27 protein-coding genes are annotated in these 24,443 nt (G+C 73.1%); 8 read left to right on the forward strand and 19 right to left on the reverse strand.

Annotation, left to right across the window (positions count from 1 at the left end):
- Positions 1–6: 6 nt before the first annotated feature.
- On the reverse strand, positions 7–1,353 hold the full coding sequence (locus VF468_03535) for a phenylacetate--CoA ligase (protein ID HEX5877384.1): 1,347 nt from the start codon (positions 1,351–1,353) through the stop codon (positions 7–9).
- 192 nt (positions 1,354–1,545) lie between these two features.
- Here VF468_03535 and VF468_03540 point away from each other — a divergent pair, with 192 nt between their 5' ends.
- Together VF468_03540 and VF468_03545 are read left to right on the forward strand one after the other, a co-directional pair.
- Entirely contained in the window at positions 1,546–2,637 is a 1,092-nt protein-coding gene (locus VF468_03540; protein ID HEX5877385.1) for a Glu/Leu/Phe/Val dehydrogenase dimerization domain-containing protein, read from the forward strand.
- Positions 2,638–2,687: 50 nt separating this feature from the next.
- Positions 2,688–2,948 carry a hypothetical protein gene (locus VF468_03545; protein HEX5877386.1) on the forward strand — a complete coding sequence of 87 codons (261 nt, stop codon included), beginning with the start codon at positions 2,688–2,690 and terminating at the stop codon, positions 2,946–2,948.
- A gap of 225 nt (positions 2,949–3,173) precedes the next feature.
- Here the strand turns inward: VF468_03545 and thrS are convergent, their stop codons facing one another.
- Positions 3,174–5,153: a threonine--tRNA ligase gene (gene thrS, locus VF468_03550; protein HEX5877387.1), complete on the reverse strand. Its 1,980-nt coding sequence runs from the start codon at positions 5,151–5,153 to the stop codon at positions 3,174–3,176.
- Between the two features lie 130 nt (positions 5,154–5,283).
- On the opposite strand from thrS, the gene VF468_03555 reads away from it, so the two are divergent.
- Positions 5,284–7,380 (forward strand): intein-containing Rv2578c family radical SAM protein, encoded by a 2,097-nt coding sequence (locus tag VF468_03555; GenBank protein HEX5877388.1) that lies wholly within the window; start codon positions 5,284–5,286, stop codon positions 7,378–7,380.
- 216 nt (positions 7,381–7,596) lie between these two features.
- Complete coding sequence (locus tag VF468_03560; GenBank protein HEX5877389.1) at positions 7,597–9,663, forward strand: AAA family ATPase; 2,067 nt, start codon at positions 7,597–7,599, stop codon at positions 9,661–9,663.
- A 25-nt stretch (positions 9,664–9,688) separates the two neighbouring features.
- On the opposite strand, the gene VF468_03565 is transcribed toward VF468_03560, so the two are convergent.
- The 3 genes from VF468_03565 to VF468_03575 all read right to left on the reverse strand — a co-directional run bounded on the left by VF468_03565 (position 9,689) and on the right by VF468_03575 (position 11,306).
- Positions 9,689–10,069 carry a phage holin family protein gene (locus tag VF468_03565; protein ID HEX5877390.1) on the reverse strand — a complete coding sequence of 127 codons (381 nt, stop codon included), beginning with the start codon at positions 10,067–10,069 and terminating at the stop codon, positions 9,689–9,691.
- Between the two features lie 137 nt (positions 10,070–10,206).
- A complete protein-coding gene (locus VF468_03570; GenBank protein HEX5877391.1) occupies positions 10,207–10,737 on the reverse strand; it encodes a TetR/AcrR family transcriptional regulator in 531 nt (176 codons plus the stop codon).
- Positions 10,738–10,850: 113 nt separating this feature from the next.
- Entirely contained in the window at positions 10,851–11,306 is a 456-nt protein-coding gene (locus tag VF468_03575; protein ID HEX5877392.1) for an SRPBCC domain-containing protein, read from the reverse strand.
- A 119-nt stretch (positions 11,307–11,425) separates the two neighbouring features.
- Between VF468_03575 and VF468_03580 the strand changes: the two genes are divergently transcribed.
- On the forward strand, positions 11,426–11,878 hold the full coding sequence (locus tag VF468_03580) for a hypothetical protein (GenBank protein HEX5877393.1): 453 nt from the start codon (positions 11,426–11,428) through the stop codon (positions 11,876–11,878).
- Between the two features lie 11 nt (positions 11,879–11,889).
- Here VF468_03580 and VF468_03585 read toward each other — a convergent pair whose 3' ends face one another.
- Positions 11,890–12,660, reverse strand: coding sequence for a hypothetical protein (locus VF468_03585; protein HEX5877394.1), 771 nt, complete (start codon positions 12,658–12,660; stop codon positions 11,890–11,892).
- A 95-nt stretch (positions 12,661–12,755) separates the two neighbouring features.
- A complete protein-coding gene (locus VF468_03590; GenBank protein ID HEX5877395.1) occupies positions 12,756–14,186 on the reverse strand; it encodes a PLP-dependent aminotransferase family protein in 1,431 nt (476 codons plus the stop codon).
- A gap of 58 nt (positions 14,187–14,244) precedes the next feature.
- Here VF468_03590 and VF468_03595 point away from each other — a divergent pair, with 58 nt between their 5' ends.
- Positions 14,245–15,168 (forward strand): DMT family transporter, encoded by a 924-nt coding sequence (locus tag VF468_03595; GenBank protein HEX5877396.1) that lies wholly within the window; start codon positions 14,245–14,247, stop codon positions 15,166–15,168.
- Here the strand turns inward: VF468_03595 and VF468_03600 are convergent.
- Positions 15,141–15,281 (reverse strand): hypothetical protein, encoded by a 141-nt coding sequence (locus VF468_03600; GenBank protein ID HEX5877397.1) that lies wholly within the window; start codon positions 15,279–15,281, stop codon positions 15,141–15,143. The genes VF468_03595 and VF468_03600 overlap by 28 nt on opposite strands.
- A 190-nt stretch (positions 15,282–15,471) precedes the next feature.
- The gene (locus VF468_03605; GenBank protein HEX5877398.1) at positions 15,472–16,809 is read right to left on the reverse strand and encodes an adenylate/guanylate cyclase domain-containing protein; all 1,338 of its coding nucleotides are present in this window, start codon (positions 16,807–16,809) and stop codon (positions 15,472–15,474) included.
- Positions 16,810–16,861: 52 nt separating this feature from the next.
- Between VF468_03605 and VF468_03610 the strand changes: the two genes are divergently transcribed.
- Both VF468_03610 and VF468_03615 read left to right on the forward strand, forming a co-directional pair.
- Positions 16,862–17,689: an MBL fold metallo-hydrolase gene (locus tag VF468_03610; protein HEX5877399.1), complete on the forward strand. Its 828-nt coding sequence runs from the start codon at positions 16,862–16,864 to the stop codon at positions 17,687–17,689.
- On the forward strand, positions 17,686–18,591 hold the full coding sequence (locus VF468_03615) for a DMT family transporter (GenBank protein HEX5877400.1): 906 nt from the start codon (positions 17,686–17,688) through the stop codon (positions 18,589–18,591). The genes VF468_03610 and VF468_03615 overlap by 4 nt, the downstream gene beginning before the upstream one ends.
- Before the next feature lie 90 nt (positions 18,592–18,681).
- Here the strand turns inward: VF468_03615 and VF468_03620 are convergent, their stop codons facing one another.
- The 10 genes from VF468_03620 to VF468_03665 all read right to left on the reverse strand — a co-directional run.
- On the reverse strand, positions 18,682–18,855 hold the full coding sequence (locus VF468_03620; GenBank protein HEX5877401.1) for a hypothetical protein: 174 nt from the start codon (positions 18,853–18,855) through the stop codon (positions 18,682–18,684).
- 38 nt (positions 18,856–18,893) lie between these two features.
- Positions 18,894–19,199, reverse strand: coding sequence for a WhiB family transcriptional regulator (locus VF468_03625; GenBank protein HEX5877402.1), 306 nt, complete (start codon positions 19,197–19,199; stop codon positions 18,894–18,896).
- Between the two features lie 137 nt (positions 19,200–19,336).
- Complete coding sequence (locus VF468_03630; GenBank protein ID HEX5877403.1) at positions 19,337–19,525, reverse strand: hypothetical protein; 189 nt, start codon at positions 19,523–19,525, stop codon at positions 19,337–19,339.
- Between the two features lie 176 nt (positions 19,526–19,701).
- The gene (gene moeZ, locus VF468_03635; GenBank protein ID HEX5877404.1) at positions 19,702–20,874 is read right to left on the reverse strand and encodes an adenylyltransferase/sulfurtransferase MoeZ; all 1,173 of its coding nucleotides are present in this window, start codon (positions 20,872–20,874) and stop codon (positions 19,702–19,704) included.
- A 38-nt stretch (positions 20,875–20,912) separates the two neighbouring features.
- A complete protein-coding gene (locus VF468_03640) occupies positions 20,913–21,230 on the reverse strand; it encodes a metal-sulfur cluster assembly factor (protein ID HEX5877405.1) in 318 nt (105 codons plus the stop codon).
- Positions 21,231–21,677, reverse strand: a complete 447-nt coding sequence (locus VF468_03645; protein HEX5877406.1) for an SUF system NifU family Fe-S cluster assembly protein — start codon at positions 21,675–21,677, stop codon at positions 21,231–21,233. It abuts the gene before it with no gap.
- A gap of 17 nt (positions 21,678–21,694) precedes the next feature.
- On the reverse strand, positions 21,695–22,933 hold the full coding sequence (locus VF468_03650; GenBank protein HEX5877407.1) for a cysteine desulfurase: 1,239 nt from the start codon (positions 22,931–22,933) through the stop codon (positions 21,695–21,697).
- 22 nt (positions 22,934–22,955) lie between these two features.
- Positions 22,956–23,708, reverse strand: a complete 753-nt coding sequence (gene sufC / locus VF468_03655) for a Fe-S cluster assembly ATPase SufC (protein HEX5877408.1) — start codon at positions 23,706–23,708, stop codon at positions 22,956–22,958.
- A gap of 18 nt (positions 23,709–23,726) precedes the next feature.
- Positions 23,727–24,071: a non-heme iron oxygenase ferredoxin subunit gene (locus VF468_03660; protein ID HEX5877409.1), complete on the reverse strand. Its 345-nt coding sequence runs from the start codon at positions 24,069–24,071 to the stop codon at positions 23,727–23,729.
- A partial coding sequence (locus tag VF468_03665) for a SufD family Fe-S cluster assembly protein (protein ID HEX5877410.1) occupies positions 24,071–24,443 on the reverse strand: 373 nt, incomplete at its 5' end. The genes VF468_03665 and VF468_03660, both read right to left, overlap by 1 nt.

Here is a 24,443-nt window from a genome sequence, read left to right on the forward strand (position 1 = left end):
CACAGATCAGGGGAGCCAGCCGGGCAGCGGGTCGTGGTCGGCGGTGCGGTGGGCGACCCGGACCGCCTTGCCGAGCTCGACCCGGGGGATGGTCCCGCCGGGCAGGACCCGGACCTCGGTGGTCAGCCCGAGGCGCTCCTCCAGCGCGGCCGCCACCTCGGCGGCCACCCGGTCGCGCTCGGCCTCCTCGGTCTCGGCGCAGATCGTCCAGCCGGCGGCCAGCTCGCAGGCCACCACCAGCCGGGGCATGGTCTGGGTGCGGTCGACGACCAGCAGGTAGTGGGGGGCGACGGCCCGCTCGGCGACCAGCACCGCCTCGACCTCGCTGGGATAGACGTTGACCCCCCGGACGACCAGCATGTCGTCCTTGCGCCCGGTCACCTTGGACATCCGGGCCAGCGTCCGGCCGCACGCGCAGGGGGACGGGTCGAGGGCGGCGATGTCGCCGGTGCGGTAGCGCAGCAGCGGCATGGCCTCCTTGGTCAGGGTGGTGAAGACCAGCTCGCCCCGCTCCCCCGGCCCCAGCGGGCGCCCCGAGTCCGGGTCGACGACCTCGACCAGGAAGTGGTCCTCGTTGACGTGGAGGCCGGCCTGGGCCTCGACGCACTCGCAGGCCACGCCGGGGCCGATGATCTCCGAGAGGCCGTAGATGTCGAGGGCCTTCAGCGGCAGCAGCGCCTCGAGCTGGCCGCGCATGGCCTCGCTCCAGGGCTCGGCCCCGAAGATCCCGGCCCGCAGCGACACGTCGGCGCGGCCCACGCCCGCCTCGCCCAGCGCCTCCCCCAGCCGGGCCGCGTAGGAGGGGGTGCAGCAGAGGACCTCGGGCCGGAGGTCGCGCAGCAGCGTGACCTGGCGCTGGGTCTGGCCGCCGGAGACCGGCACCAGCGTGCAGCCCATCAGCTCGGCCCCGGCGTGCATGCCCAGGCCACCGGTGAACAGCCCGTATCCGTAGGCGTTGTGGACCAGGGTCCCAGGGCCGGCGCCGGCGCAGCCGAGGGCGCGGGCGCAGACCTCGGCCCAGATGGCGAGGTCGGCGCGGGAGTAGGCGACCAGGGTGGGGCGGCCGCCGGTGCCCGAGGAGCCGTGGACGCGGAGGACCTGGGAGCGGGGGACGGCCAGCAGGCCCCAGGGGTAGCCGTCCCACAGGTCCTGCTTGGTGGTGAACGGCAGGTCGGCCAGCCCGTCCAGGCCGACCCGGGCGCCGGGCCCGAGCCCGGCCCCGCCCAGCCGCTCCCGGTACAGGGGGCTCCGCTCGGCCAGCCGCCCGACCAGGTCGTCCAGGCGCCTGGCCTGGAGCTCCGACCGTTCGTCGGCCGACATCCGCTCGGCCCCTTGGTCCCAGATGGTGTCCATGTTCACCGATCGACCTCCCGGCCAGCTACGGCCCTGCCCGGAGCGATCCTATCCGGCCGGGCCCCGCCCGACTGTCCGCGCGCTCCGGGGGTATCGTGATGGGGCGGCGGGGCGACCCGCCACCGACGACCCGGCAACGGCGCTGGGCGGGACCGCCCCTGCCCGGCGTCACCGTGAGCGCAGGAGGGCGATGTGGGCGTCTTCGACAGGATGGCCGAGCACGGCCACGAACAGGTGGTGTTCTGCTACGACCGGCAGACGGGGATGCGGGCGATCATCGCCATCCACGACACCGCCCTCGGCCCGGCCCGCGGCGGCACCCGGTACCGGGCGTACGCCTCCGAGGAGGACGCGCTCGAGGACGCCCTGCGGCTCTCCAAGGGCATGACCTACAAGTTCGCCTTCACCGACATGCCCCGTGGCGGCGGCAAGGCGGTGCTCCTCAAGCAGGACGGCACCGCCGACAAGCGGGTGCTGCTGCGCTCCTTCGGGCGGTTCGTGCAGCTGCTCGCCGGCCGCTACGGCACCGGCCCCGACCTGGGCACCTCGGCCCAGGAGATGGTCGACATCGCCCGCGAGACCGACTACGTGTGGGCGATCGACCAGCGGTTCGGGGGCACCGGCGACTCGACCCCGCTGACCGCGCGGGGGGTGTACGCCGGGATCGGCGCCGCCCTCGACGAGGTGTTCGGGACCCCCGACGTGGCCGGCCGCAGGATCGCCGTGCAGGGGCTCGGCGGGGTCGGCGGGCAGCTGGCCGAGCTGCTGGTGGCCAACGGGGCGGTGGTGACCGGCTCCGACCTCGACCCGGGCCGGGCCAAGGAGCTGGCCGACCGGCTCGACATCACCGTCGAGGACCCCGACGCCCTCTACGACGTCGACTGCGACGTGTTCAGCCCCAACGCCGTCGGCGGGGTGCTGAACGAGCACACCATCGCCCGGCTCCGCTGCCGGATCGTGGCCGGCGGGGCCAACAACCAGCTCGCCACCGCCGCCGACGGCCGCCGGCTGCTGGAGCGGGGGATCCTGTACGCGCCCGACTACGTGATCAACTCGGCCGCGCCGTACGCGGTGATCGGGGCCGGCGAGCTGCGCTACTCGCCCGAGCGGCTGGACGTGTCGGTGCAGGGCGTGGCCGAGGCGCTGCGGCTCATCTTCCGCCGGGCCCGGGCCGAGGGGGCGCCCACCGCCGAGGTCGCCGACCGGATCGCCGAGGAGCGGATCGCCTCCGCGGCCCACCTGCGCGCCATGAGCCCCGGGACCGGGGCCGTACCCCGGGCCTGATCGGCGGAACCCTGGCAAACTGCGCGTACCGGCTCAGCGAGGAGACGCGCATGGACGACCACTCGGGGCGCATCACGATCATCGCCTCCTCGACCATGGTCCATCACCGCGTCCGGTGCATGATCTGCGACCGCCCGGTCGACCACCGCGTGGTGTTCATGACCAACGACGCCCGGGTCCTCCACGCCGGCTGCGTCCCCGACCATGTCAAGGTCCCCATCCCCGTCCTGCTCCAGGCCATCCGCCGCCTCGAGCGCATGGTCGAGCGCGCCCGCAGTTCAGGCAATCCCCCCAACCATATCGATACCTGACGAACGGGTTGAACACCAGCTCGCCGTGCCCCGAGAGCCGGTCGCCGGGGAGGGGGGTGAGCAGCCCTCTGCCATGACGGAACCGCTTCCAGGCCAGCCACAACCGGGCCGAGGACAACGTCGGCTGCGCGACGTCTCCAACGGCAGCGCCACCGGCAACCAGTTCCTGGACAACCGCTGCCGGAGCTCCCAGCCGGAGGTCTGTGCGACTGACCCGGGGCCGCCTCAGCCCGACGGCTCGCCGTTGTCGCGGGAGGCGATGAACTCCACGACGTGGCGCACCGCCTCGTCCAGGGGGACGAAGTTGCGCTGCTGGCCGTTGCGGTAGCGGAACGACACGCTGCCCTGGGCGACGTCCTTCTCCCCGGCCAGGAGCATGAACGGGACCTTGGCCTTCTGGGCCTCGCGGATCTTGCGCTGCATGCGGTCGTCGGAGGCGTAGACCTCCACCCGCACGCCCTCGGCCCGCAGGCGCTCGGCCAGCGCCTCGAGGTAGGGCAGCTGGTCGCCCGAGATCGGGATGGCCGCCACCTGGACCGGGGCCAGCCAGGCGGGGAAGGCGCCGGCGTAGTGCTCGACCAGGATGCCGAAGAACCGTTCGATCGACCCGAACAGGGCCCGGTGGATCATGATCGGCCGCTGCCTGGAGCCGTCGGAGGCCTGGTACTCGAGCTCGAACCGCTGGGGCAGCTGGAAGTCGACCTGGATGGTGGACAGCTGCCAGGTCCGGCCGATGGCGTCGCGCCCCTGGACCGAGATCTTGGGCCCGTAGAAGGCCGCCCCGCCCTCGTCCAGCACGTAGTCCAGCCCCTCGGCGACCATGGCCCGGTGCAGCGCCTCGGTGGCGTCGGCCCATTCCTGCTCCGAGCCGACGAACTTCTCCTTCTCGGCGTCGCGGGTCGACAGCTCCAGGTAGAAGTCGCTGAGCCCGAAGTCGGCGAGCAGGTCGAGCACGAAGCGGAGCAGCTTCCGGAGCTCACCCTCGAGCTGCTCCGGGGTGCAGAAGATGTGGGCGTCGTCCATGGTCAGGCCGCGGACGCGGGTCAGGCCGTGCAGCACCCCGGACTTCTCGTAGCGGTAGACGGTGCCGAACTCGAACAGCGGCATCGGCAGCTCGCGGTAGCTGCGGCCCCGTGACCGGTAGATGAGGATGTGGAAGGGGCAGTTCATCGGCTTGAGGTAGTACCGCCTGCCCTCGTCCTCCAGCGGCGGGTACATGTGCTCGGCGTACCACCCGAGGTGCCCGGAGATGTCGAACAAGGTCTCCTTGGTGATGTGCGGCGAGTTGACGTACAGGTACCCGGCCTCCTCGTGCCGCTGGCGCGAGTACTCCTCCATCACCCGGCGGACGATGCTGCCCTTGGGATGGAACACGGCCAGGCCGGCGCCGATCTCGTCCGGGAACGAGAACAGGTCGAGCTCGACCCCGAGCCGGCGATGATCCCGCTTCTCGACCTCCTCCAGCATGCGGAGGTGCGCGGCCAGGGCGTCCCTGGACTCCCAGGCGGTGCCGTAGATCCGCTGGAGCTGCGGGTTCTGCTCGCTGCCGCGCCAGTAGGCACCCGCCGAGCGCAGCAGCTTGAAGGCCGGGATGGCCCGGGTCGAGGGGACGTGGGGGCCGCGGCACAGGTCGCGCCAGCGGCGCTCGCCGGACTTGGGATCGAGGTTGTCGTAGATGGTGAGCGGGCCGTCCCCCACCTCGACGGCCTCCTCGTCGCTGGCCCGGCTCCGCTGGTCGATGATCTGGAGCTTGTACGGCTCGTCGGCCAGCTCGGCGCGGGCCTCGTCGTCGGAGACGACCCGGCGGGCGAAGCGCTGGCCCTCCTTGACGATCTGCCGCATGCGCTGCTCGATCCGGTCCAGGTCGGCGGGGTGGAACGGCTGGGCCACGTCGAAGTCGTAGTAGAAGCCGTGCTCGATCGGCGGCCCGATGCCCAGCCTCGCCTCCGGGAACAGGTCCTGGACGGCCTGGGCGAGCACGTGCGCGGTCGAGTGCCGCATGATCATCCGGCCGTCGTCGCTGTCCAGGGCCACCGGCTCGACCACGTCGCCCTCCTCGACGACGTGGGCCAGGTCCCTGAGCACCCCGTTGACCCGGGCCGCGACCACGACCTTGTCCCCGTCGAACAGGCCGCCGGCGGTCGTGCCCGCATCCACCGCCCGCTCGTCCCGACCGACGTGGACGGCGATGCGCAGGTCGGACATCTCAGCTCCTGGTCACGACGGGAATGGTCGGGTCCGAATGCTAGCGAGCCGCGGCATCCGGCCGCCATGGACTTACCCCAGCCTCCCGGCCTTCCTTGCCTTACCCGAACACACGTTCTAGTGTGAGCCCGTGCAGACCTTCACCGACCTGCGGGGCCAGGCCCGGCCGCCCACCGACCTCCCCCTCTTCGACGCCCCGGCGACGGTGCGCACCTTCGACAGCCCCGAGTTCCGCGACCTCACCTTCTACGAGGTCGAAGCCAAGTCCATCCTCAACCGGGTCCCCGCGGCCAGCGGCATGCCGTTCGAGTGGACCATCAATGTGTATCGCGGCTGTTCTCACGCATGTAGTTACTGCGTATTTGGTGACACCCCTATTCTAATGGCTGATGGGAGAACGAGACCGCTGGCAGAAATCCAAGCTGGAGACGCGATATATGGTACTATTCGCGAAGGCTGGTTCCGCCGCTATGTCATCACGCACGTCCTCGACCACTGGTCCACCATCAAACCTGCGTATCAGATCACGCTAGAAGACGGAACACAGCTGATCACCAGCGGTGATCACCGATTGCTTACAGACCGCGGATGGAAATATGTAACCGGCCTGAAACCAGGTCCCGGACAACGACACTATCTGACAACCAAGAGCAAACTGATGGGAACCGGTGGTTTCGCTTCGCCGCCTAAGGGCGGGCCAGAGTATCGGCGGGGCTACCTCTGTGGCATGATTCATGGCGACGGACACGTCAGCTCTCGCATGTACAAGCCACCGAATGAGGACCTCAGGCGGGTCGATGTGTTCCGGCTCGGTCTGACGGATGTCGAGGCATTGCAAAGAACCCGCACGTATCTAGCCGAGTTCGGGATATCCACACACGAGTATGTTTTTCAGCGGTCGTCAACCAACCGGAAGCAACTGAACGGACTGGCAAGTAATGGGCCATCGAACATAGCTGCGATCAGGGAGACCATCACCGTTCCTTGTGTTCCCTCAATGGAATGGCGGAAAGGCTTTTTAGCTGGCATCTTCGACGCCGAAGGGTCCTATAGCGGCGCGGCCGTGCGGATCTCAAACACCGACCATGCCATTCTTGACCTCATCACCTCGAGCTTAGGCCACCTTGGCTTCCTATTCACTCGAAGGACAGTCGAGCGTGACGCATCGAGAAGGCCTATTACGAATGTTCGATTGCTAGGTGGAGTGCGGGAGCACCTGCGCTTCTTCCACACCGTCGACCCGGCGATCACTCGCAAGCGGACGATCGAGGGCGCTGCAGTCAAGCACAGCGCTCCTCTCCGGGTGGCCTCCATTGAGCCCCTGAGAATGGATCTCCCCCTATACGACATGACGACAGGTACCGGCGATTACATCTCCAATGGCACAATCTCCCACAACTGCTTCGCCCGACCCAGCCACACCTACCTGGGCTTCGACGCCGGGCGGGACTTCGAGCGCAAGATCGTGGTCAAGGTGAACGCGCCGGAGGTCCTGCGGCGGGAGCTGCGGAGGAAGAGCTGGCGCGGGGCCCATGTGGCGATGGGGACCAACACCGATCCCTACCAGCGGTGTGAGGGGCGGTACCGGCTGACCCGGGGGGTGCTGGAGGCGCTGCGGGACTACGCCAACCCGTGCTCGGTGCTGACCAAGTCGCCGCTGCTGCTGCGGGACCTGGACCTGTTCGTGGAGCTGGCCGAGACGGCCGGGTTCTCGGCCAACCTGTCCATCGGCACCCTGGACGAGGAGGTCTGGCGGCGCAGCGAGCCGGGGACGCCGCATCCCAAGGCGCGCATGGCCGCGGTCAAGCGGCTGGTCGCGGCCGGGATCCCCTGCGGGATCCTGATGGCGCCGATCCTGCCCGGGATCTCGGACTCGCCCGAGCAGCTGAAGGCGGTCGTCCGGGCGGCCGCCGACGCCGGGGCCAGCCACCTCACCCCGATCACCCTGCACCTTCGCCCGGGCGTGAAGGAGGAGGTCATGCCCTGGCTCGAGGAGGCCTACCCGGAGCTGGTGGCCGGCTACCGCCGCCTGTACCGCGGCTCCAACGCCCCCAAGGCGGTTTGCGAGGAGATCGGCAACCGGGTCCGGGCCGAGAAGCGCCGCCACCGGGCCTTCTCCTCCCCCACCACCTCGACCACCGCCCGCCGCCTCCCCGACCCCACCCCGACCGGCCACCCACCGCCCGACCCCGAGCCGGCGACCCAGCTCTCCCTGACCCTCGGCTGAGCCTCTGGGCCAGGCGGGCCCGGCTCGGGCGGGCGGCGGCGGGCGAGGCGGAATTGCGTTGCGAGGGTCGCTCAGGCGTTGGAGGATGGTGGGCTGTTGCTCCGCATCCCGCTGCCGCATCCACGAGTCCCGCTTCCGCGTCCCCAACCCACGCCGCAACCTGCCCCGACCCACCGCTGTGCCCTCCCCGACCAGTCGCCTGGTGGTGACCCTCGCGTGAGTCGAACGCTGGAGCCGTTGCCCGACGACGAGCTGGTCGCCGAGCGGGAGATGCTGGAGTACGCCCGCCGGTGCCTGGCGGCGATGCGGCGGCGGACGCGGTCGTTGCCGGCCGCCGGGGCCGACGCGTACGCGGCCGAGTCGGTGGAGTGGCGGCTGCGGCAGCGGGTGGCCGCGCTGACCGACGACGGGCGGACCGGGCTGTTCTTCGGGCGGCTGGACTACGACGCCGGCGCCGACCCGCCGGAGGCGCGGTTCTACGTGGGGCGCCGGCACGTCAGCGACGCCGAGGGCGACCCGGTGGTGATCGACTGGCGGGCCGGGCTCGCCCATCCCTTCTACCGGGCCAGCCCGGCCCACCGCTTCGGGGTCCGGCTCCGGCGCAGGTTCGGGTACCGGGGCGGGACCCTGACCTCGATCCAGGACGAGGTCCTCGACCTGCTGGACGAGGCCGAGGCCAGGGCCGCGGCCGACCGGGTCCTGGTGGCCGAGATCGAGCGGCCTCGCATCGGGCCGATGCGCGACATCGTCGCCACCATCCAGCCCGAGCAGGACGACCTGATCCGGGCGCCGCTGGCCGAGACGATCTGCATCCAGGGCGGGCCCGGCACCGGCAAGACCGCGGTCGGCCTGCACCGGGCCGCGTTCCTGCTCTACGAGCACCGGGAGCGGCTGGCCCGGGACGGGGTGCTGGTGGTCGGGCCGGGGCCCGCCTACCTGGCCTTCATCCGCGACGTGCTGCCGGGCCTTGGCGAGGTCGACGTCGCCCAGCGCTCGGTCGAGGACCTGGTCGCCGAGGTCACGGTGACCGGGACCGACAGCCCGGAGGTGGCGGCGGTCAAGGCCGACCCGCGGATGGCGGCGGTCATCCGGCGGGCCGCGTTCCTCCAGGTGCGGCCGCCGGCGCTGCCTCTCGAGGTCCGCTGGGGGCATCGGGTGGTCCGCCTCCCGGCCAGGATGCTGCGCCAGCGGGTGGACGAGCTGGTCGCCGGGGACCTTCGCTACCAGGTCGGCCGCGACCACCTGCGGGACTGGCTGGTCGAGCGCTGCCTGCGCCACCTGGAGCACACCGAGGGCGTGAGCGCGCTCGACGACCCGGCCGCGGTCCAGCGCAGCCTCGGCGCCCGCCCCGAGGTCCGGGCCTTCCTGAAGCGGACCTGGCCGGTGGTCGAGCCCGTCCGGCTGGTGTTCCGGCTGCTCACCGAGCGGCCGTTCCTGGCCGAGGCGGCCGGCGGCATGCTCAGCGACCAGGAGCAGGAGATGCTCCTGTGGGCGAGACGGCCGCGGAGCCTCAAGGCCGCGGCCTGGTCGGTGACCGACGCGTTCCTGGTCGACGAGGCCGTCGACGTGGTCGGCGGGACGCGCACCTTCGGCCACGTGGTGGCCGACGAGGCCCAGGACCTGTCGGCGATGCAGCTGCGGGCCATCGGGCGGCGGTGCCGGTTCGGGTCGGCGACGCTGCTCGGCGACCTGGCCCAGCGGACGACGCCGTGGTCGGCCGAGCGCTGGGGGGACGCCGTCGGCCATCTCGGCCAGCGCTCGGTGCGGGTCGAGCACCTGCCACGGGCGTTCCGGGCGCCCAAGGAGGTGCTCGACTTCGCCAACCGCCTGCTGCCCGAGATCGCCTCCGAGCTCCGCCCGGCCCGGTCGGTCCGGAGCGTCCCCGGGTCGCTGCGGGTCCGGGCGGTGGCGCCCGCGGCCGTGCCGGGGGCGTGGCTGCGGGCGCTGGAGGAGGCCCTGGCCGAGGACGGGTCGGTCGGCCTGGTCGTGGCCGACCCGGCCGTGCCGGCCGCCGAAGCCGAGCTGGCGGGCCGCGGCGTCGAGTTCCGGGAGGTGGACCGGTTCGACACCGACACCCGGCTGGCGGTCGTTCCCGCTTCGGCGGTCAAGGGGCTGGAGTTCGACCAGGTCGTGCTCGTGGAGCCGGCCGACATCGCCGACCCCGCGCTCGGGGCGGCCGGTCTGCGGCGGCTCTACACCGCTCTGACCCGGGCCGTCCTCGGGCTGACCGTCGTCCACGCCAAGCCGCTCCCGGCGGCGCTCGGTGCGGCCCCGCCCGCGTAGCCTCCGGCGCCGGCGGCCGGGCCGGTCAGCTCTCCCACTTGTCGGGCAGGAGCACGTTGAGCACGAAGGTCACGATGCTGATCACCAGGGCCCCGAGCAGCGCCGACCAGAACCCGTCGACCTCGAAGGAGAGGTCGAACTGGTCCCCGATCCATGCCGTGAGCAGCAGCATGAGCGCGTTCACGACGAAGGTGAACAGCCCGAGCGTGAGGATGAACAGCGGGATGGAGATCAGCCGCACGATCGGCCGGACGATGGCGTTGACCAGCCCGAAGATGATCGCCACGCCGAGCAGGGTCAGCAGCCGTTCGCTGCTGGTCCCGGGACCGACGGAGATCCCGTCGATCAGCCACGCCGCCACGGCCAGCGCCACCGCCCCGGCCAGGATCCGAACGATGAACCGCACCGGACACCTCCATCCCCGCCACCCGATCCGAGCAGGACAGGGCGACCATACCAAGCGCCCCTCCGACGTGGCGGCACGTGACGCGCCGGGTCCCCACCAAGCTCCCCCCGCCAGGCGGCGCGGACCGCCGGATCCGCTCAGGCGGTCCCGAAGGCGGCGATGCCGGCCCGCCAGGCCGCGTCCAGGTCGGCGTCGGGCGGGAACCGCTGGTCGAGCTCGAGCATGACCATCCCGTGCGCGAACGCCCACAGAGCCCGCGCCCGGGCCCTGCTTCCCGCGGCCCGCAGCAGGGGCGCCGCCGTTCGCTCCTCCAGCCCAGGCGGCAGGTGCTGCCGGGGAAGCGGCCCGTTGTGCATGAGCCGGTACAGATGCGGATGGGCAAGCGCGAACTCCCGGTAGGCCACGGCCAGCGCCGAGAGCGCCTCGTTCCCGCCACCCCGCACCTCGATACCGCCCGACCCACCGGCGTCGGGCGCCCCGGCGACGGCTGTCTCGAACGCGGTGGCGGCATCTTCCATGCCGGTCGCGATGATGGCGGCTTCGAGGGCGGTCTTGTCGGGCAGGTGCTTGTAGAGGGACGGCGCCTGGATTCCCAGTCGCTCGGCCAGGCGGCGCATGGTGAGCGCCCCCGGGCCCTCCTCCTCGAGCAGCCGCCGGCCCTCTGCCACCACCTCCCGAGCCCGCACCGATCGCGCCACCCCGGGGCCGGACGGGCCCGGTCTGGCGGGCGCCGCAGGACGGCCGGTCCCGGCGGGCCCCGAACCCGCCCCTGTCGGCTGGCTCACTGGGTCGGGGTGTGGGCCGGCTGCTCGGCCCGGGCCTTGAGGGCCTGGTTCATCTGGTTGAACGACGCCAGGGTGGGCTTGGCGATCAGCTTCAGCACGAGGGGGGCGAGCAGGCCGCGGAACTCCTCGTGCTGGGTGAGGCGGGTCCGGCCCGGGCCGGCGGGGTGGAGGGTGAAGGTGTGCTCGCCGTCGAACAGGCCGGGGACGAGCAGGCGGCCGAGCCAGCGGAGGCGGTGGGCGGGGTCGGCCTCGAGGACCTCGGGGCGGATGGTGGTCGGGCGGCGGCCGGAGAGGCGCATGTGGAGCTCGAGGCGGGTGCCGGGGACCGGCTGACCGGCGGCCTGGACGATGAACGGGTTCCAGTCGTGGTAGGTGGCGAAGTCGGTGAGGACCTCCCAGGCGCGATCCGGGGTGGCCTCGATCTCGATCTCGGCGTGGAGCTGCTTGGCCATCGTTCTCCTCCAGAAGGCTAACGTTGTTAGCCATCGTAGGCTAACAGCGTTAGCCTGTCAAGCGCGAGCGCTGCGGATGACGGTCCGAGCAGGCGATACCGGCCCAAAGGGGTGAGGGCATGCGTCGATACCTCGTCGTGGCGAACCAGACCCTGGGGGGCGAGGAGCTCATGGCCAAGCTGGCCGAGTGCACGAGCGCCGGGCCGTGCCGCTTCTACCTGGTGGTGCCCGTGACCAACACCGAGGCCTCCGACCGGTGGTTCACGGGCGGCCTGGAGGGCGTGCTGCCGGGCGCCTACAAGATCGCCCGGACCCTGGCCGGCGGGCGCCTGCAGCACGAGCTCGAGCGGCTCCGGGAGGCCGGCGTCGAGGCCGACGGCGAGGTGGTCGAGCCGACGCCGCTGGAGGCGATCCGCAAGATCGCCAACCGGGAGGAAGTCGACGAGGTCATCGTCTCCACCCTGCCGCGGCGGCTCTCGCGGTGGATGGCGATGGACCTCCCCCACCGCATCCGGCGCACCACCTCGCTCCCCGTCACCCACATCAGGGGTCCGGCCGGCCCGTCGCTCTAGCCGCCCGGCCGTCAGTTGGCCGGGGTCGAGGCCAGCGAGACCTCCTCTCCGGCGGCGACCAGGGCCGAGCCGATCACGGTGGCGGCGCGAGGGCCGAGGCGGAGGCCGGCGCCGGGGTGCGGCGGCGGCGGGCGGATGTCGGCAACGCCGAGGGCGACCAAGGGGTCGAGGAAGGCGGCGGCCACGGCCCGGGGCAGCCAGTCGTCCAGGTCGAGCTCGAGACCGTTGGCCACGGTCTCGACCAGGCCTTGGAGGCCGACCTCGACCCCGGCGGGCAGGCCGAGCAGCAGGCGCAGGACCCACAGGCGGCCGCCGACGAGGGCCTCGACCCCGGGGCCGCCGTGCAGGAAGACCGGCCACGGCACCCGGTGGCACCAGGCGGCGTAGACGAGGCCGGCTCGCAGGGTCTCGTCGATCTGGGCCCAGGCGTGGCGCAGGCTGGTCGCCTCCAGCCGGTCGCCCCGGACCCGCAGCAGGCCGACCCCCTCGGCCACGGCCCGCAGCAGCTCGACCGCGTCCCGCCGGGCCAGGGCCGCCCCCCGGGCCGACGGGCCCGGGACCGCGCCCGGCCCGGCGGCCGGACCCGGCCCGGCACCCCGGGGGGCGGCCCGGCCCTCGACCCCGGGCGTGCGGATGCCGGTGGCGCGGGCGGCGACCCGGGCCTCGGCGGCGGCGAGGCGGCCGCCGGGGAGGAGCGCGAGACCGTGGCGGTCGGCGGCGAGCTCGACCAGGGCGTCGACGCGGGCCAGCAGGCCACGGTCGGAAGAGCTGGAGGACGGCACGGCGGTTCCTTTCGGTGCGGCGGGCGGAGCGGCCGCAGCCTGCCACCCCGTCCCGCCGACCAGAAGGGGGGTCCGGCAATCTGTGGACAGCGCCGTCAGCCCCGAACCCGGGACGCCCCCGGCGCGGCCGGTGCGGCCTCGGCCGCTGTGGCCGCCTCGGCCAGGAGGCGGACCGCCTCGGAGATGCGGCGCTCGGGCAGCCGGGCGAAGCCCAGCACCAGGGCCGGGGGGCCGCCGTGCTCGACCCGGAGGGGCGCGACCCCCTCGACGGCCACGCCACGGTCGGCGGCGGCCTTGACGACGGCGGCTTCGTCGAGACCGCCGGGCAGCTCGACGTACAGCTGGATGCCGGCGGCCACGCCGTGGGCCACGGCGCCGGGCAGCCAGCGCTCCAGGGCGCCGGCCAGGGCGTCGCGGCGGGTGCGGTAGCGGCGCCGCAGCTGACGCAGATGGCGGTCGTAGGGGCCGCCGGCGATGAGGCGGACCAGGGCGTGCTGGTCGATCACGGGCGAGCCGAGGTCGCTCAGGGCACGGGCGCGCCGCACGGTCCCGGCCAGCGCCGGGGGCGCGACCAGCCAGCCCAGCCGCAGGCCAGGGGCGAGGGACTTGCTGACCGAACCGAGCAGCACGACCCGCCGCGGACAGAGACCCTGCAGGCACCCGACCGGGTTGCGGTCGTAGCGGAACTCGGCGTCGTAGTCGTCCTCGAGCACGAACCCGTCCACCTCGTCGGCCCAGGCGATCAGCTCCGCCCGCCGGCGCGGCGACAGGACGACCCCGGTCGGGTACTGGTGGGCCGGGGTGACCACGACGGCCCGGGCGGAGCTGCGGCGGAGCGCGGCGACGTCGATCCCCTCGCCGTCGACCGGGATGGGCACGAGGACGGCGCCGGCATCCTCGAGGAGCTCGTAGGTGCGCGCGCTGTGCGGGTCCTCGACGGCCAGGGGGACGGGACCCGCCCTGGCCAGGGCGCCGACGGCCAGGTGCAGGCCCTGGGCGACCCCGTTGACCACGACGAGCTGCCCGGCGGAGACGGCGGCGGCGCGCACGCGGCGGAGGTAGGCGGCCAGCTCCGCCCGGAGCTGGGGGACGCCGGCGGGATCGCCGTAGCCCAGCGCCTCGTGCGGCAGCTCGGCCATGACCTGGCGGACCGCCGCCAGCCAGGCCCGGCGCGGGAACGCGGCCAGGTCCGGCGTGCCGACCGTCAGGTCGTACAAGGGGCGCGGTGGTGACGGGGCGGGGGACGCGCCGCCGTCGGGAGACGCCGCCGCTCCGACGGCCGCGACCCGGGTGCCCGAGCCCTGCCGTGACACCAGGAAGCCCTCGGCGGCCAGCTGCTGGTAGGCCTCGACGACGACCCCGCGGCTGGTCCCCAGGTCCCGGGCGAGCTCGCGGCTGGCCGGCAGCCGGACGCCCGGGGCCAGCCGTCCCGAGCGGACGGCCGTGCGCAGCTCGCCGGCGACCTGGTCCGCGAGGTCGCCGGCGGCCCGGTCGATCTGGAGCTGGAGATCCGGCAAATGGACCACTATCTGTAGTGATGATTGGACTCCTAGATTAGACCAATCTGGCGTTAGGGTGTCCGGCGTGAGCAACCTGGTTCGGGGATCGGTCGGCGCCGCGACGGCGATGTTCTCGGTCGGGACCCTCGCCGCCATCTCCGTGGTGATCAACCGCTACCCGCTCTACGGCGGCCAGGCCCTCCGCTACAGCCTGGCCGCCCTGATCCTGCTGGCCGTGGCCCGCCGCATGGGCCTGGGCTTCGTCCGGCCGGCCCGGCGTGAGCTGCTCCTGCTCCTGGCCCTGGCGACCACCGGGCTGGTGGTGTTCAACGTCTGCGTCATCCAGGCCTCCCGGCACGCCAGCGCGACCCTGGTCGGCACCGTCATCGGGACCGTGCCGGTGATCCTGGCGCTGGTGGGGCCGCTCCTGGCCGGGTCCCGCCCGTCCGGGCGCGTGCTCCTCGCCGCGCTCGTGGTCGTCGCCGGCGCCACCATCGCCACCGGGCTCGGCAGCGGGAGCCTCGCCGGGCTGCTGTACGCCATCGGCGCCCTGGTCTGCGAGGCGTGCTTCTCCCTGCTCGCCATGCCGCTCCTGCCCAGGCTCGGGCCCATCCGGGTGTCCGCCTACAGCCAGGTCATCGCCGTCCCCATGCTCATGGTCCTCGGGGCCGCCGCCGACGGGACGGGGATGCTGCGCGCACCCGGCGCGGCCGAGGCGGCGGCGCTGCTCTACCTGAGCACGGTGGTCAGCGCCGGCGCCTTCTTCCTCTGGTACGACGCGCTGCCCAGGCTCGGCGCCGACCGGGCCGGGCTGTTCGCCGGCGTCCTGCCGCTGGGCGCGATCGTGACCTCGGTCCTGCTCGGCCTGGGCGCTCCGACGGCGGCGGAGGTCGGCGGCGCGGCCCTGGTCGTCGCGGGACTCGCCACCGGCCTGGCGCCCCGCCGGTCACGGTTCCCGGGGGCCGCGACGGCCGCGGCGGGTCAGCGGCGGAACGCCTCGGGGGCGTAGCTCCAGGGCTGGCCGAGGGCGACCTGGAAACGGCCGCCGACCTGCGGGTCGCGGTCGATGCCGACGACCTGGCGGCAGCCGGGGCAGGCCCAGCGGGTGAGTCTCCCGGCCATCGTCGGCGGCGACGGTCACGCCCGCGTACGCCGCCGAACCGATCGGGTGAACCGCTAGATTGGGCCCATGGGCGGCGGCCGGGCAGCCGGTGGCGGCCGTCGTCCTCGGGGTCGCCGGGGTGGCGACCTCCCTGCTCAACGAGGCCCAGGAGCGCCAGGCGGGCCCCGGGGACCTCCAGCGACGGCGCCGCTAGGCCCTACCGGCCACCGCGAACAGCTCCCAGTCGCCGTCGACGCCCTTGAGCCTGTGGGTGCCGCGGTCGGCCAGGGCGCGGTCGGAGCCGGCGACCAGGTCGCGCACGGTGCGGGAGACGAGGAGCTCACCAGGGCCGGCCTCGGCCAGGATGCGGGCGGTGATGTGGACCGCGATCCCGCCGACGTCGTCGCCGCGCAGCTCGACCTCGCCGGCGTGCAGCCCGGCCCGGATGGCGACGTCGATGTCGCCGAGCTGCTCGCGCAGGGCGACGGCGCAGTCGATGGCCCGCCCCGGGCCGTCGAAGGTGGCCAGGAGCCCGTCCCCGGTCGACTTCACGACCCGGCCGCCCCACGCCTCGACCAGGCGGCCGCCCAGGTCGTCGTGGACTCCGAGCAGCTCCCGCCAGCGGCGGTCGCCAAGCTCGGCGGCCCGTTCGGTCGAGGCCACGATGTCGGTGAACAGCACCGTGGCCAGCACCCGGGTGGCCGGGACGGTCCCCCGCACCCCGGTCAGGAACTCCTCGATGGGACCGAGGCTCGCCTCCGGCTCCTCCCACGTCAGGGGGCCGTCGGAGCCGGGCAGCTCGACCAGCCGGGCGTCGGGGATGTGCTCGGCCAGGTAGCGGCCGTGCTCGATCGGGAGCAGCGGGAAGTCCCGGCGGTGCAGCACCAGCGTCGGCGCCTGGACCAGCGGGAGCAGCGGGCGGACGTCCACCTCGAACAGGGCCCGCAGCATGACGTGGACCGTCCTGGGGCTGGCGATCGAGCGCTGCAGCCTGGCCACCCAGCGGCGGAACCGCTCGTCGCCGGCGCGGCTGGGGATGGCGGTGGCGATCGGCTCGGCCGTCCCCCAGGTGTCCTCGACCCGGGAGATGATGGTGTCGGCCCGCTCCGGCGGGATCCCGATCGGGTAGTCGTCGGCGGCGACGTAGCGGGCGCTGGCGTTGCCGAGGACCAGGGCGGTGGTCCGCTCGGGGTGGGTGGCGGCGAAGAACAGCGCCATCGGGCTGGCCTCAGCCGTCGTGGCCATGAGCGCGGCCCGCCGCGACCCGGCGGCGTCCATGACCGCGGCCACCTCGTCGGCGTAGGCCTCCCAGGGCGGCGGCAGGTCCTCGGGCAGGGGGTCGGAGGCGCCGGTGCCGCGGCGGTCGAAGATGATCAGCCGCGAGAACGACGCCAGCCGGCGCAGGTACAGGGCGAGCCCCGGGTCCTCCCACTGGAGATCGACGTGCCCGAAGGCGCCCATCGTCAGCACCAGGTCGGGTCCGTCCCCGAGCACCTGGTAGGCGACCCGGTCGTCGCCCAGCGGCGCGTATGTCGTCTCGGGCTGCACGCCCCTCCAAGCCTCGTGGACCGTCGCAGGATTCTACTAAGGTGGCACCACCGTGCCCGTCTGGATCTGCGCCACCTGCGCCAACCAGTACCCCGAGGCGGCGTCGCCGCCCGGGGTCTGCGTCATCTGCGCCGACGAGCGCCAGTGGGTGCCGGCGTCCGGGCAGCGCTGGACCACGGCCGCGGAGCTGGCCGCGGCCGGGCACCGGGGCGACGTCCGCGAGGTCGAGCCGGGGCTGCTCGGGATCGGCGTCGACCCGCCGGTCGCCATCGGCCAGCGGGCCCTGCTGGTCCGGACGGCCGAGGGGAACCTGCTCTGGGACCCGCCCGGCCACCTCGACGAGGTGGCGGTGGCGGCGGTCAGGGAGGCCGGCGGGCTGCGGGCGGTCGCGGCCAGCCACCCCCACTTCCACGGGACGATCGCCGACTGGAGCGAGGCCTTCGACGCCGAGGTGCTGGTCTGCGAACCCGACCTGGGCTGGTTGACCCGCCCGCCCCGGCGGCCGCCGGTGACCTGGTCCGGGTCGCGGGAGGTCCTGCCCGGCGTCACCCTGGTCCAGTGCGGCGGGCACTTCGCCGGCAGCTCGGTGGTCCATTGGGCCGGCGGCGCGGGCGGGGCCGGGGTGCTGCTCAGCGGCGACACCATCTTCGTGACCCCCGGTGAGGACCGGGTCACCTTCGTGCGCAGCGCCCCCAACCGGCTGCCCCTGCCCGAGCGGGCCGTCCGCGCCGTGGTCGAGGCGGTCCGGCCGTACGCCTACGACCGCATCTACGGCGGCTGGTGGAAGCCGGTGCTGCGCCGCGACGCCAAGGCCGTGGTCGGGCGCTCGGCCGAGCGGTACATCCAGTGGCTGCGCGGCGAGGTGCCCGAGGACCGATGACCCCCCGCGCCTGGCTGCTGTTCGGCTGCGTCTCGGTCGTCTGGGGGGTGCCGTACTTCTTCATCAAGGTCGCCGTCGACGAGGGCGTGCCGCCGGCGTTCGTGGCCTGGTTGCGGGTGGCCCTCGGGGCGGCGGTCCTGCTGCCGCTGGCCTGGCGGCGGGGGGCGCTGCGCGGCCTGGGTGGCCGCTGGGCGGCGATCGCCGCCTACACCCTGTGCGAGGTCGCCGTGCCGTTCCTGTTGATCGCCCTCGGCGAGCGGCATGTCTCCTCGTCGCTGACCGCGATCCTGATCGCCTCCATGCCGCTGATGGTGGCGCTGCTGTCGGTGTGGTTCTCCCCCGACGACCGGCCGACCGGGCGGCGGCTGGCCGGGCTGCTCATCGGCTTCGGCGGGGTGGTCGCCCTGCTCGGGGTGGACGTGGCCGGCCGGCCCGGCGAGCTGCTGGGCGCCCTGCTCATCCTGGTCGCCACCCTGGGGTACGCGACCGCGCCGATGATCGTCAACCGCCGGCTGGCCGACCTCGACCCGCTGGGGCCGATCGCGGCCAGCCTGGCCCTGGCCGTGGTGCTGCTGGCCCCGGCGGTGGCGGTGTCGCCGCCGGACGGGTGGCCGTCCCCGGCGGCGGCCGGGTCGCTGGCCGTGCTCGGGATCGTCTGCACCGCGCTCGGGCTGGTGCTGTTCTTCCGGCTGATCGTCGAGGCCGGGCCGAGCCGGGCCGCGGTCATCACCTACGTCAACCCGCTGGTCGCGGTCGTCCTGGGCGTGCTCGTCCTGGACGAGCGGCTCGGGGTCATGTCGCTGGCCGGGCTGCTGGCCATCCTGGGCGGCTCCTGGCTGGCCACCGGGCCGTCGCGCCGCCGGGAGCCGGCCCTGGAGACGGACCGACCCCCGGCGCGGTGACTGGCCGGGGGTCGGCTGGTGGCTGGGCCCGGGGAGCCCCCGGGGGACCGCCGGGTGGTCTCCCGGTCAGTCTGGGGCTGGCCGGGCGGCTCATCGCGCCAGCAGCGCCTGGACCAGGACCCGCCACTCCCGACGGGCGAGGGCCTGGCCGGCCTCGGTGGCCCGCCGGGCACGCCGGACCCGCTGGTGCCGCGCCCGGTCGGCGTCGGCCCGGAGCTCGGCGACCCGGTCGGCGGCCAGCTGCTCCTTCATGTAGACGTGCATGTCGTGTTCACCTCCCCACGGGGTGCGGGCTGCGCATGTCAGCAGGCCTCGGCCTGGGCGACCGGCAGGTCGGCCGGGAGCGGGGGCAGCGGGTGCTTCCGGGGACGTCCCCGGGAACGCTTGTACGGCACGGGTCGTCCGTCGACGAACACCTCCCCACCCCAGACGCCCCAGGGCTCGCCGCGCTCCTTGGCGCCCTCGAGGCACCGGGTCCGCAGCGGGCAGGGCCGGCAGAGCTGCTTGGCCAGCTCGAGCTCACGGGGTGACTCGGAGAAGTAGAGGTCGGGTCCCGCCTGGACGCATGGCAGCGCTCGCCCGGGCGGGAACAGCTCCAGGGTCTGCATGGTCAGGTCGCTCCTTGGTCGTCATCGTTGACGGGCGGCGGTCGGTGTCGGATGCGGGCAATGCAAAAGGCCGTGGGGTTCGCCCACGGCCTTCGCGGTTTCGGAGGGACCTGGAGGTCTGCTCCTGGGAGGATCCGTCAGGTAGGTACCTCCCGTCCCACCGCGAAGGCCTGGCCGCCGCCCTGGCCGCCGAAGGCGGCCGTGACAGCCGAGGCGTTCCGGCCGAGGTGCTGCAGCTCGGTGCCGATCGTGGCCGGCTCCGGGCACACGTCACCCTTGGGCCCCTTGAGGGCCGCCCACGGGGTGATGCGCTTCCGGTCGATCACAATGGGACACCTCCTCGGCCGACACTGGTCCCTGGAGACCCGGCCAGCACTCGACGGATGCTCCGTCTCGTGCCCGCCCACCCTGGCAGACCCAAAATGACGGGTCAACCCATTTTCTGGAAGTTTCTCAGAGCACCCGGATGCGGTGCCGACGGGACCAGACCCCCGGGATCAGATCAGTAGACCGGGACGCTGGGGTCCACGGTCTTGGCCCAGGCGGTGATGCCGCCGCCCAGGTGCCGGGCCGTGGAGAACCCGGACTGCTTGAGCAGGGCCAGGGCCTCGGCCGAGCGGACCCCGCTCTTGCAGTAGAGGACCACCGGCTCGGTCTGGGGCAGCTCGGCCAGGTGGTCGGGCAGGGTGTCGAGCGGGATCAGGGTCGCCCCGGGGAGGCGGTTGATCTGCCACTCGGCCGGCTCGCGGACGTCCACCAGCTTGAGCTGCTGGCCGTCGTCGAGCAGCGCCTTGAGCTGGGCCGGGGTCAGGGTGGCGCCGGCGGCGGCCTGCTGGGCCTCGTCGGAGACGACGCCGCAGAACTCCTCGTAGTCGATCAGCTCGGTGACCGTCGGGTGCTTGCCGCAGACGGCGCACTCGGGGTCCTTGCGGACGGCGATGTCCTTGAAGGACAGCTCCAGGGCGTCGTAGATGAGCAGCCGCCCCACCAGCGGGTCGCCGATGCCGGTGAGCAGCTTGACGGCCTCGTTGGCCTGGACCGAGCCGACGGTGGCGCAGAGCACGCCCAGCACGCCGCCCTCGGCGCAGGAGGGGACCATGCCCGGCGGGGGCGGCTCCGGGTACAGGCAGCGGTAGCAGGGGCCGTGCTCGGCCCAGAACACGCTCGCCTGGCCGTCGAAGCGGTAGATCGAGCCCCACACGTACGGCTTGCCCTCGAGCACGCAGGCGTCGTTGACCAGGTAGCGGGTGGGGAAGTTGTCGGAGCCGTCGATCACCAGGTCGTAGTCGCGGATCAGCTCGCGGGCGTTCTCCGACGAGAGCCGGGTCTCGTGCAGGGTGACCTGCACGTACGGGTTGATCTCGGTGATCTTGTCGCGGGCGCTCTCCAGCTTGGGCCGGCCGATGTCGGAGGTCCCGTGGATGACCTGGCGCTGCAGGTTGGAGGCGTCGACGACGTCGAAGTCGACCAGGCCGAGGTGCCCGACCCCGGCCGCGGCCAGGTACATGGCGTTGGGGGCGCCGAGGCCGCCGGCGCCGATGAGCAGGACGCGGGCGTTCTTGAGCCGCTTCTGCCCGTCCATGGCCACGTCGGGGATGATCAGGTGGCGGGAGTAGCGGGCGATCTCGTCCCGCGACAGCTCGGCCGCCGGTTCAACCAGTGCAGGAAGCGCCATCTTCTGTCCAGATCCTCGTGTTTCGCGTCTCGTTCGCGTCAGATCGCGAAGCCCATGGCCCGCAGGGCCATCTTGCCGTCCTCGGTGAGCCGCTCCGGCCCCCACGGCGGCGACCAGACCCAGTTGATCTCGACCTCCTGGATGTCGTCCAGGCCGATCAGGGCGGCGTTGGTCGCACCCTCGATCATGTCGGTGAGCGGGCAGGCCACCGTGGTCAGGGTCATGTCGAGCCGCACCTTGCGGCCCTCCTCCTCCTGGTCCACGCCGTACACCAGGCCCAGGTCGACCACGTTGACGCCCAGCTCGGGGTCCTCGACCTGCTTCATCGCCTCGAGGATGTCGCTATCGGTGGCCATCTACGCTCTTCCTTCCTCGTCCGTCCCTGCCCGGGCGGCGGCGTCCTTGAACGCCATCCAGCCGAGCAGCGCGCACTTGACCCGCACGGGGTAGCGCGCCACTCCCTTGAACGCGATCCCGTCCCCCAGCAATTCCTCGTCCGGCTCGCCCTCGCCGTGCATCAGCCGCCGGAACGCCTCGGCCTGGGCGAGGGCCTCGCCCAGGGGCCGGCCGGTCACCTGCTCGGTCATGACCGAGGCGGCCGCCTGGGAGATCGAGCAGCCCTTGCCGTCGACGGCCACGGCCGCGACCCGGTCGCCGTCCAGCCGCAGCCCGACCGTCAGCTCGTCCCCGCACACCGGGTTGTAGTGGTGCACCTCCACCTGGGCGTCCTCGAGCCGCCCCGGGTGCCGGGGCTTCTTGTAGTGGTCGAGGATGATCTCCTGGTAGAGGTCGTCGAGGGGCATCTCGTTGTCCTTGCCTGCTAGGCGAAGAAGCGCCTGACCTTGTCGAGGCCGGCGACCAGCGCGTCGACCTCCTCGGTGGTCGAGTAGAGGTAGAACGACGCCCGGGTGGTGGCCTGGACCCCGAGGCGCCGCAGCAGCGGCTTGGCGCAGTGGTGGCCGGCCCGGACCGCGATCCCGTCGGAGTCGAGCACCTGGGCGACGTCGTGGGGGTGGAGGTCGCCGAGGGTGAACGAGACCATGCCGCCGCGGTGCTCGACCTCGGACGGCCCGTAGATCCGGAGCCCGTCGATCTCGCCCAGGCGCTTGAGGGCGTAGCCGGTGACGTCGACCTCGTGGGCCCGGACCCGGTCCATGCCGAGCCCCTGGAGGTAGTCGACGGCCGCCCCCAGCCCGACCGCCTCGGCCACGTTGGGTGTCCCGGCCTCGAACCGCCACGGGATGTCGTTCCAGGTGGCCCGGTCGATGTCGACGTCGCGGATCATCTCGCCCCCGCCGAGGAACGGCTCCATGCTCTCCAGCAGCTCTTCCCGGGCCGCCAGCACCCCGACCCCCATGGGGCCGAGGGCCTTGTGCCCGGTGAACCCGAGGAAGTCGACCCCGAGGGTGTCGAGGCGGACCCCGGCGTGGGGCACGGCCTGGGCGGCGTCGGCCAGGACGAGCGCCCCGGCGGCGTGGGCCCGCTCGGCGATCTCGGCCACCGGGTTGACGGTGCCGAGCACGTTCGACATGGCCGACACGGCGACGATGCGGGTCCGCTCGCCGAGCAGGCCGTCAAGGGCCTCCAGGTCGAGCAGGTAGTCACCGGTGACGGGCACGGCCCGGACCTTGGCCCCGGTCATGCCGGCCACCAGCTGCCAGGGCACCAGGTTGGAGTGGTGCTCCATCTCGGTGACCAGGATCTCGTCGCCCTGGCGGAGGTTCCGCAGGCCCCAGGCGTAGGCGACCAGGTTGATGGCCTCGCTGACGTTCTTGGTGAACACCGTGGCCCGCTCGGAGGCGCCGACGAAGCGCGCCACCTTGCCCCGGGCCTCCTCGAACAGGTGGGTGGCCTCCTCGGCCAGGGTGTGGACGCCCCGGTGCACGTTGGCGTTGTGGCGCCGGTAGTAGGTGTCCATGGCCTCCAGCACCTGCGCCGGCTTCTGGCTGGTGGCGGCCGAGTCCAGATAGACGAGGGCGTGGCCGTTGACCCGGCGCTCCAGGATCGGGAAGTCGCCGCGGACGGCGGCCACGTCCAGCGGCGCGCTCACGGTCGTCATCGGGACCTCCTGGAGGCGGGTCTCAGGTGGCGGGGCTGCCACGCCAGCGCTCGTACCCCTCGGCCTCGAGCTGGTCGGCCAGCTCGGGACCGCCGGACTCCACGACCCGGCCGTCGACCATCACGTGGACCATGTCGGGGGAGATGTAGCGCAGGATGCGGGTGTAGTGGGTGATCAGCAGGACACCGAGCTGGGGGCCGCGGAGGCGGTTGACGCCGTCGGCCACGACCCGCAGGGCGTCCACGTCCAGGCCCGAGTCGGTCTCGTCGAGGATGGCCAGCTCGGGGCGGAGCAGGGCCATCTGGAGGATCTCGTGGCGCTTCTTCTCGCCGCCCGAGAAGCCCTCGTTGAGGCTGCGCTCGGCGAACCGCGGGTCCATGTCGAGCAGGCGCATCTGCTCGCGCAGGTCCTTGGCGAACTCGCGCACCGGGACGTCCTCGCCGCGGACCGAGTTCATGGCCGTGCGCAGGAAGTTGGTCACCGACACCCCCGGCACCTCGACCGGGTACTGCATGGCCAGGAACATCCCCAGCCGGGCCCGCTCGTCAGGGGTGAGGTCGAGCACGTCCTCGCCCTTGAACGTCACCTTGCCGCCGGTCACCCGGTAGCGGGGGTGGCCGGCCAGGGCGTAGGCCAGGGTCGACTTGCCGGAGCCGTTGGGGCCCATCAGGGCGTGGACCTTCCCCGACTCCACGGTCAGGTCGACGCCGCGCAGGATCTGCTTGTCCTCCACGTCGACGTGGAGGTCCTCGATCACCAGGGTCGTGTCAGGCATGGTTCTCCTCGGGATGCATCACAGGTCGTTGGCCAGCTTGGCCCAGTCGTCGGGCAGGTCGACGAGCACGTCCTCGCCCTCGACCCGCACCGGGAAGATCCGCACCGGGCGCACCGCCGGCGGGCTGTCGGGCTCGCCGGTGAGCAGGTCGAAGCGGCTGCCGTGCAGGGCGCACTCGATGGTGGTGTCCTCGACCCAGCCCTCGGACAGCGGGTAGTCCTCGTGGCTGCACACGTCGATCACGGCGTGGACACCGCCGTCGGCGGTGCGGATCAGGGCGACCGCCTCCTCGTCGCCGAGCTCGACCCGGAGCCCCTGGTCGGGTTCGAGCTCCGACAGCCCGGCCAGGCGCACGAACGGCATCACCCGGCCTCCCGGGCCTGAGCCGGCTCCTGGGCCTCCTGGGCGGCCGCGGCCGCGGCCAGCTCGGCCTCCAGGGCGGCCTCCAGGCGGCGCCGGATCTCGGGCACGGTCACCTGGGCCAGGACCTCCTCGAAGAACCCGAACACGACCAGCCGCCGGGCCGTCCGCCGCGGGATGCCCCGCGACTCCAGGTAGAACAGGTGCAGGTCGTCGACCCGGCCGGTGGCGGCCGCGTGGGCCGCCTTGACGTCGGAGTTGAGGATCTCCAGGAACGGGTTGGCCTCGGCGTGGGCGTCGCGGGACAGGACCAGGTTGCGCATGGTCTGGCCGGCGTCGGTGCCGCGGGCCCCGGGGCTGATGATCAGGTTGCCG

The sequence above is a fragment of the Actinomycetota bacterium genome (genome assembly GCA_036280995.1).
GTDB lineage: Bacteria > Actinomycetota > CALGFH01 > CALGFH01 > CALGFH01 > CALGFH01.

Bases quoted from the DNA above. Each gene is read 5' to 3' on its own strand.
- VF468_03535 (HEX5877384.1), bottom strand. From the start codon at position 1,353: ATGGACACCATCTGGGACCAAGGGGCCGAGCGGATGTCGGCCGACGAA.
- VF468_03545 (HEX5877386.1), top strand. From the start codon at position 2,688: ATGGACGACCACTCGGGGCGCATCACGATCATCGCCTCCTCGACCATG.
- thrS (HEX5877387.1), bottom strand. From the start codon at position 5,153: ATGTCCGACCTGCGCATCGCCGTCCACGTCGGTCGGGACGAGCGGGCG.
- VF468_03575 (HEX5877392.1), bottom strand. From the start codon at position 11,306: ATGGCCAAGCAGCTCCACGCCGAGATCGAGATCGAGGCCACCCCGGAT.
- VF468_03580 (HEX5877393.1), top strand. From the start codon at position 11,426: ATGCGTCGATACCTCGTCGTGGCGAACCAGACCCTGGGGGGCGAGGAG.
- VF468_03600 (HEX5877397.1), bottom strand. From the start codon at position 15,281: ATGGCCGGGAGACTCACCCGCTGGGCCTGCCCCGGCTGCCGCCAGGTC.
- VF468_03615 (HEX5877400.1), top strand. From the start codon at position 17,686: ATGACCCCCCGCGCCTGGCTGCTGTTCGGCTGCGTCTCGGTCGTCTGG.
- VF468_03620 (HEX5877401.1), bottom strand. From the start codon at position 18,855: ATGCACGTCTACATGAAGGAGCAGCTGGCCGCCGACCGGGTCGCCGAG.
- VF468_03625 (HEX5877402.1), bottom strand. From the start codon at position 19,199: ATGCAGACCCTGGAGCTGTTCCCGCCCGGGCGAGCGCTGCCATGCGTC.
- moeZ (HEX5877404.1), bottom strand. From the start codon at position 20,874: ATGGCGCTTCCTGCACTGGTTGAACCGGCGGCCGAGCTGTCGCGGGAC.
- VF468_03640 (HEX5877405.1), bottom strand. From the start codon at position 21,230: ATGGCCACCGATAGCGACATCCTCGAGGCGATGAAGCAGGTCGAGGAC.
- VF468_03645 (HEX5877406.1), bottom strand. From the start codon at position 21,677: ATGCCCCTCGACGACCTCTACCAGGAGATCATCCTCGACCACTACAAG.
- VF468_03650 (HEX5877407.1), bottom strand. From the start codon at position 22,933: ATGACGACCGTGAGCGCGCCGCTGGACGTGGCCGCCGTCCGCGGCGAC.
- sufC (HEX5877408.1), bottom strand. From the start codon at position 23,708: ATGCCTGACACGACCCTGGTGATCGAGGACCTCCACGTCGACGTGGAG.
- VF468_03660 (HEX5877409.1), bottom strand. From the start codon at position 24,071: ATGCCGTTCGTGCGCCTGGCCGGGCTGTCGGAGCTCGAACCCGACCAG.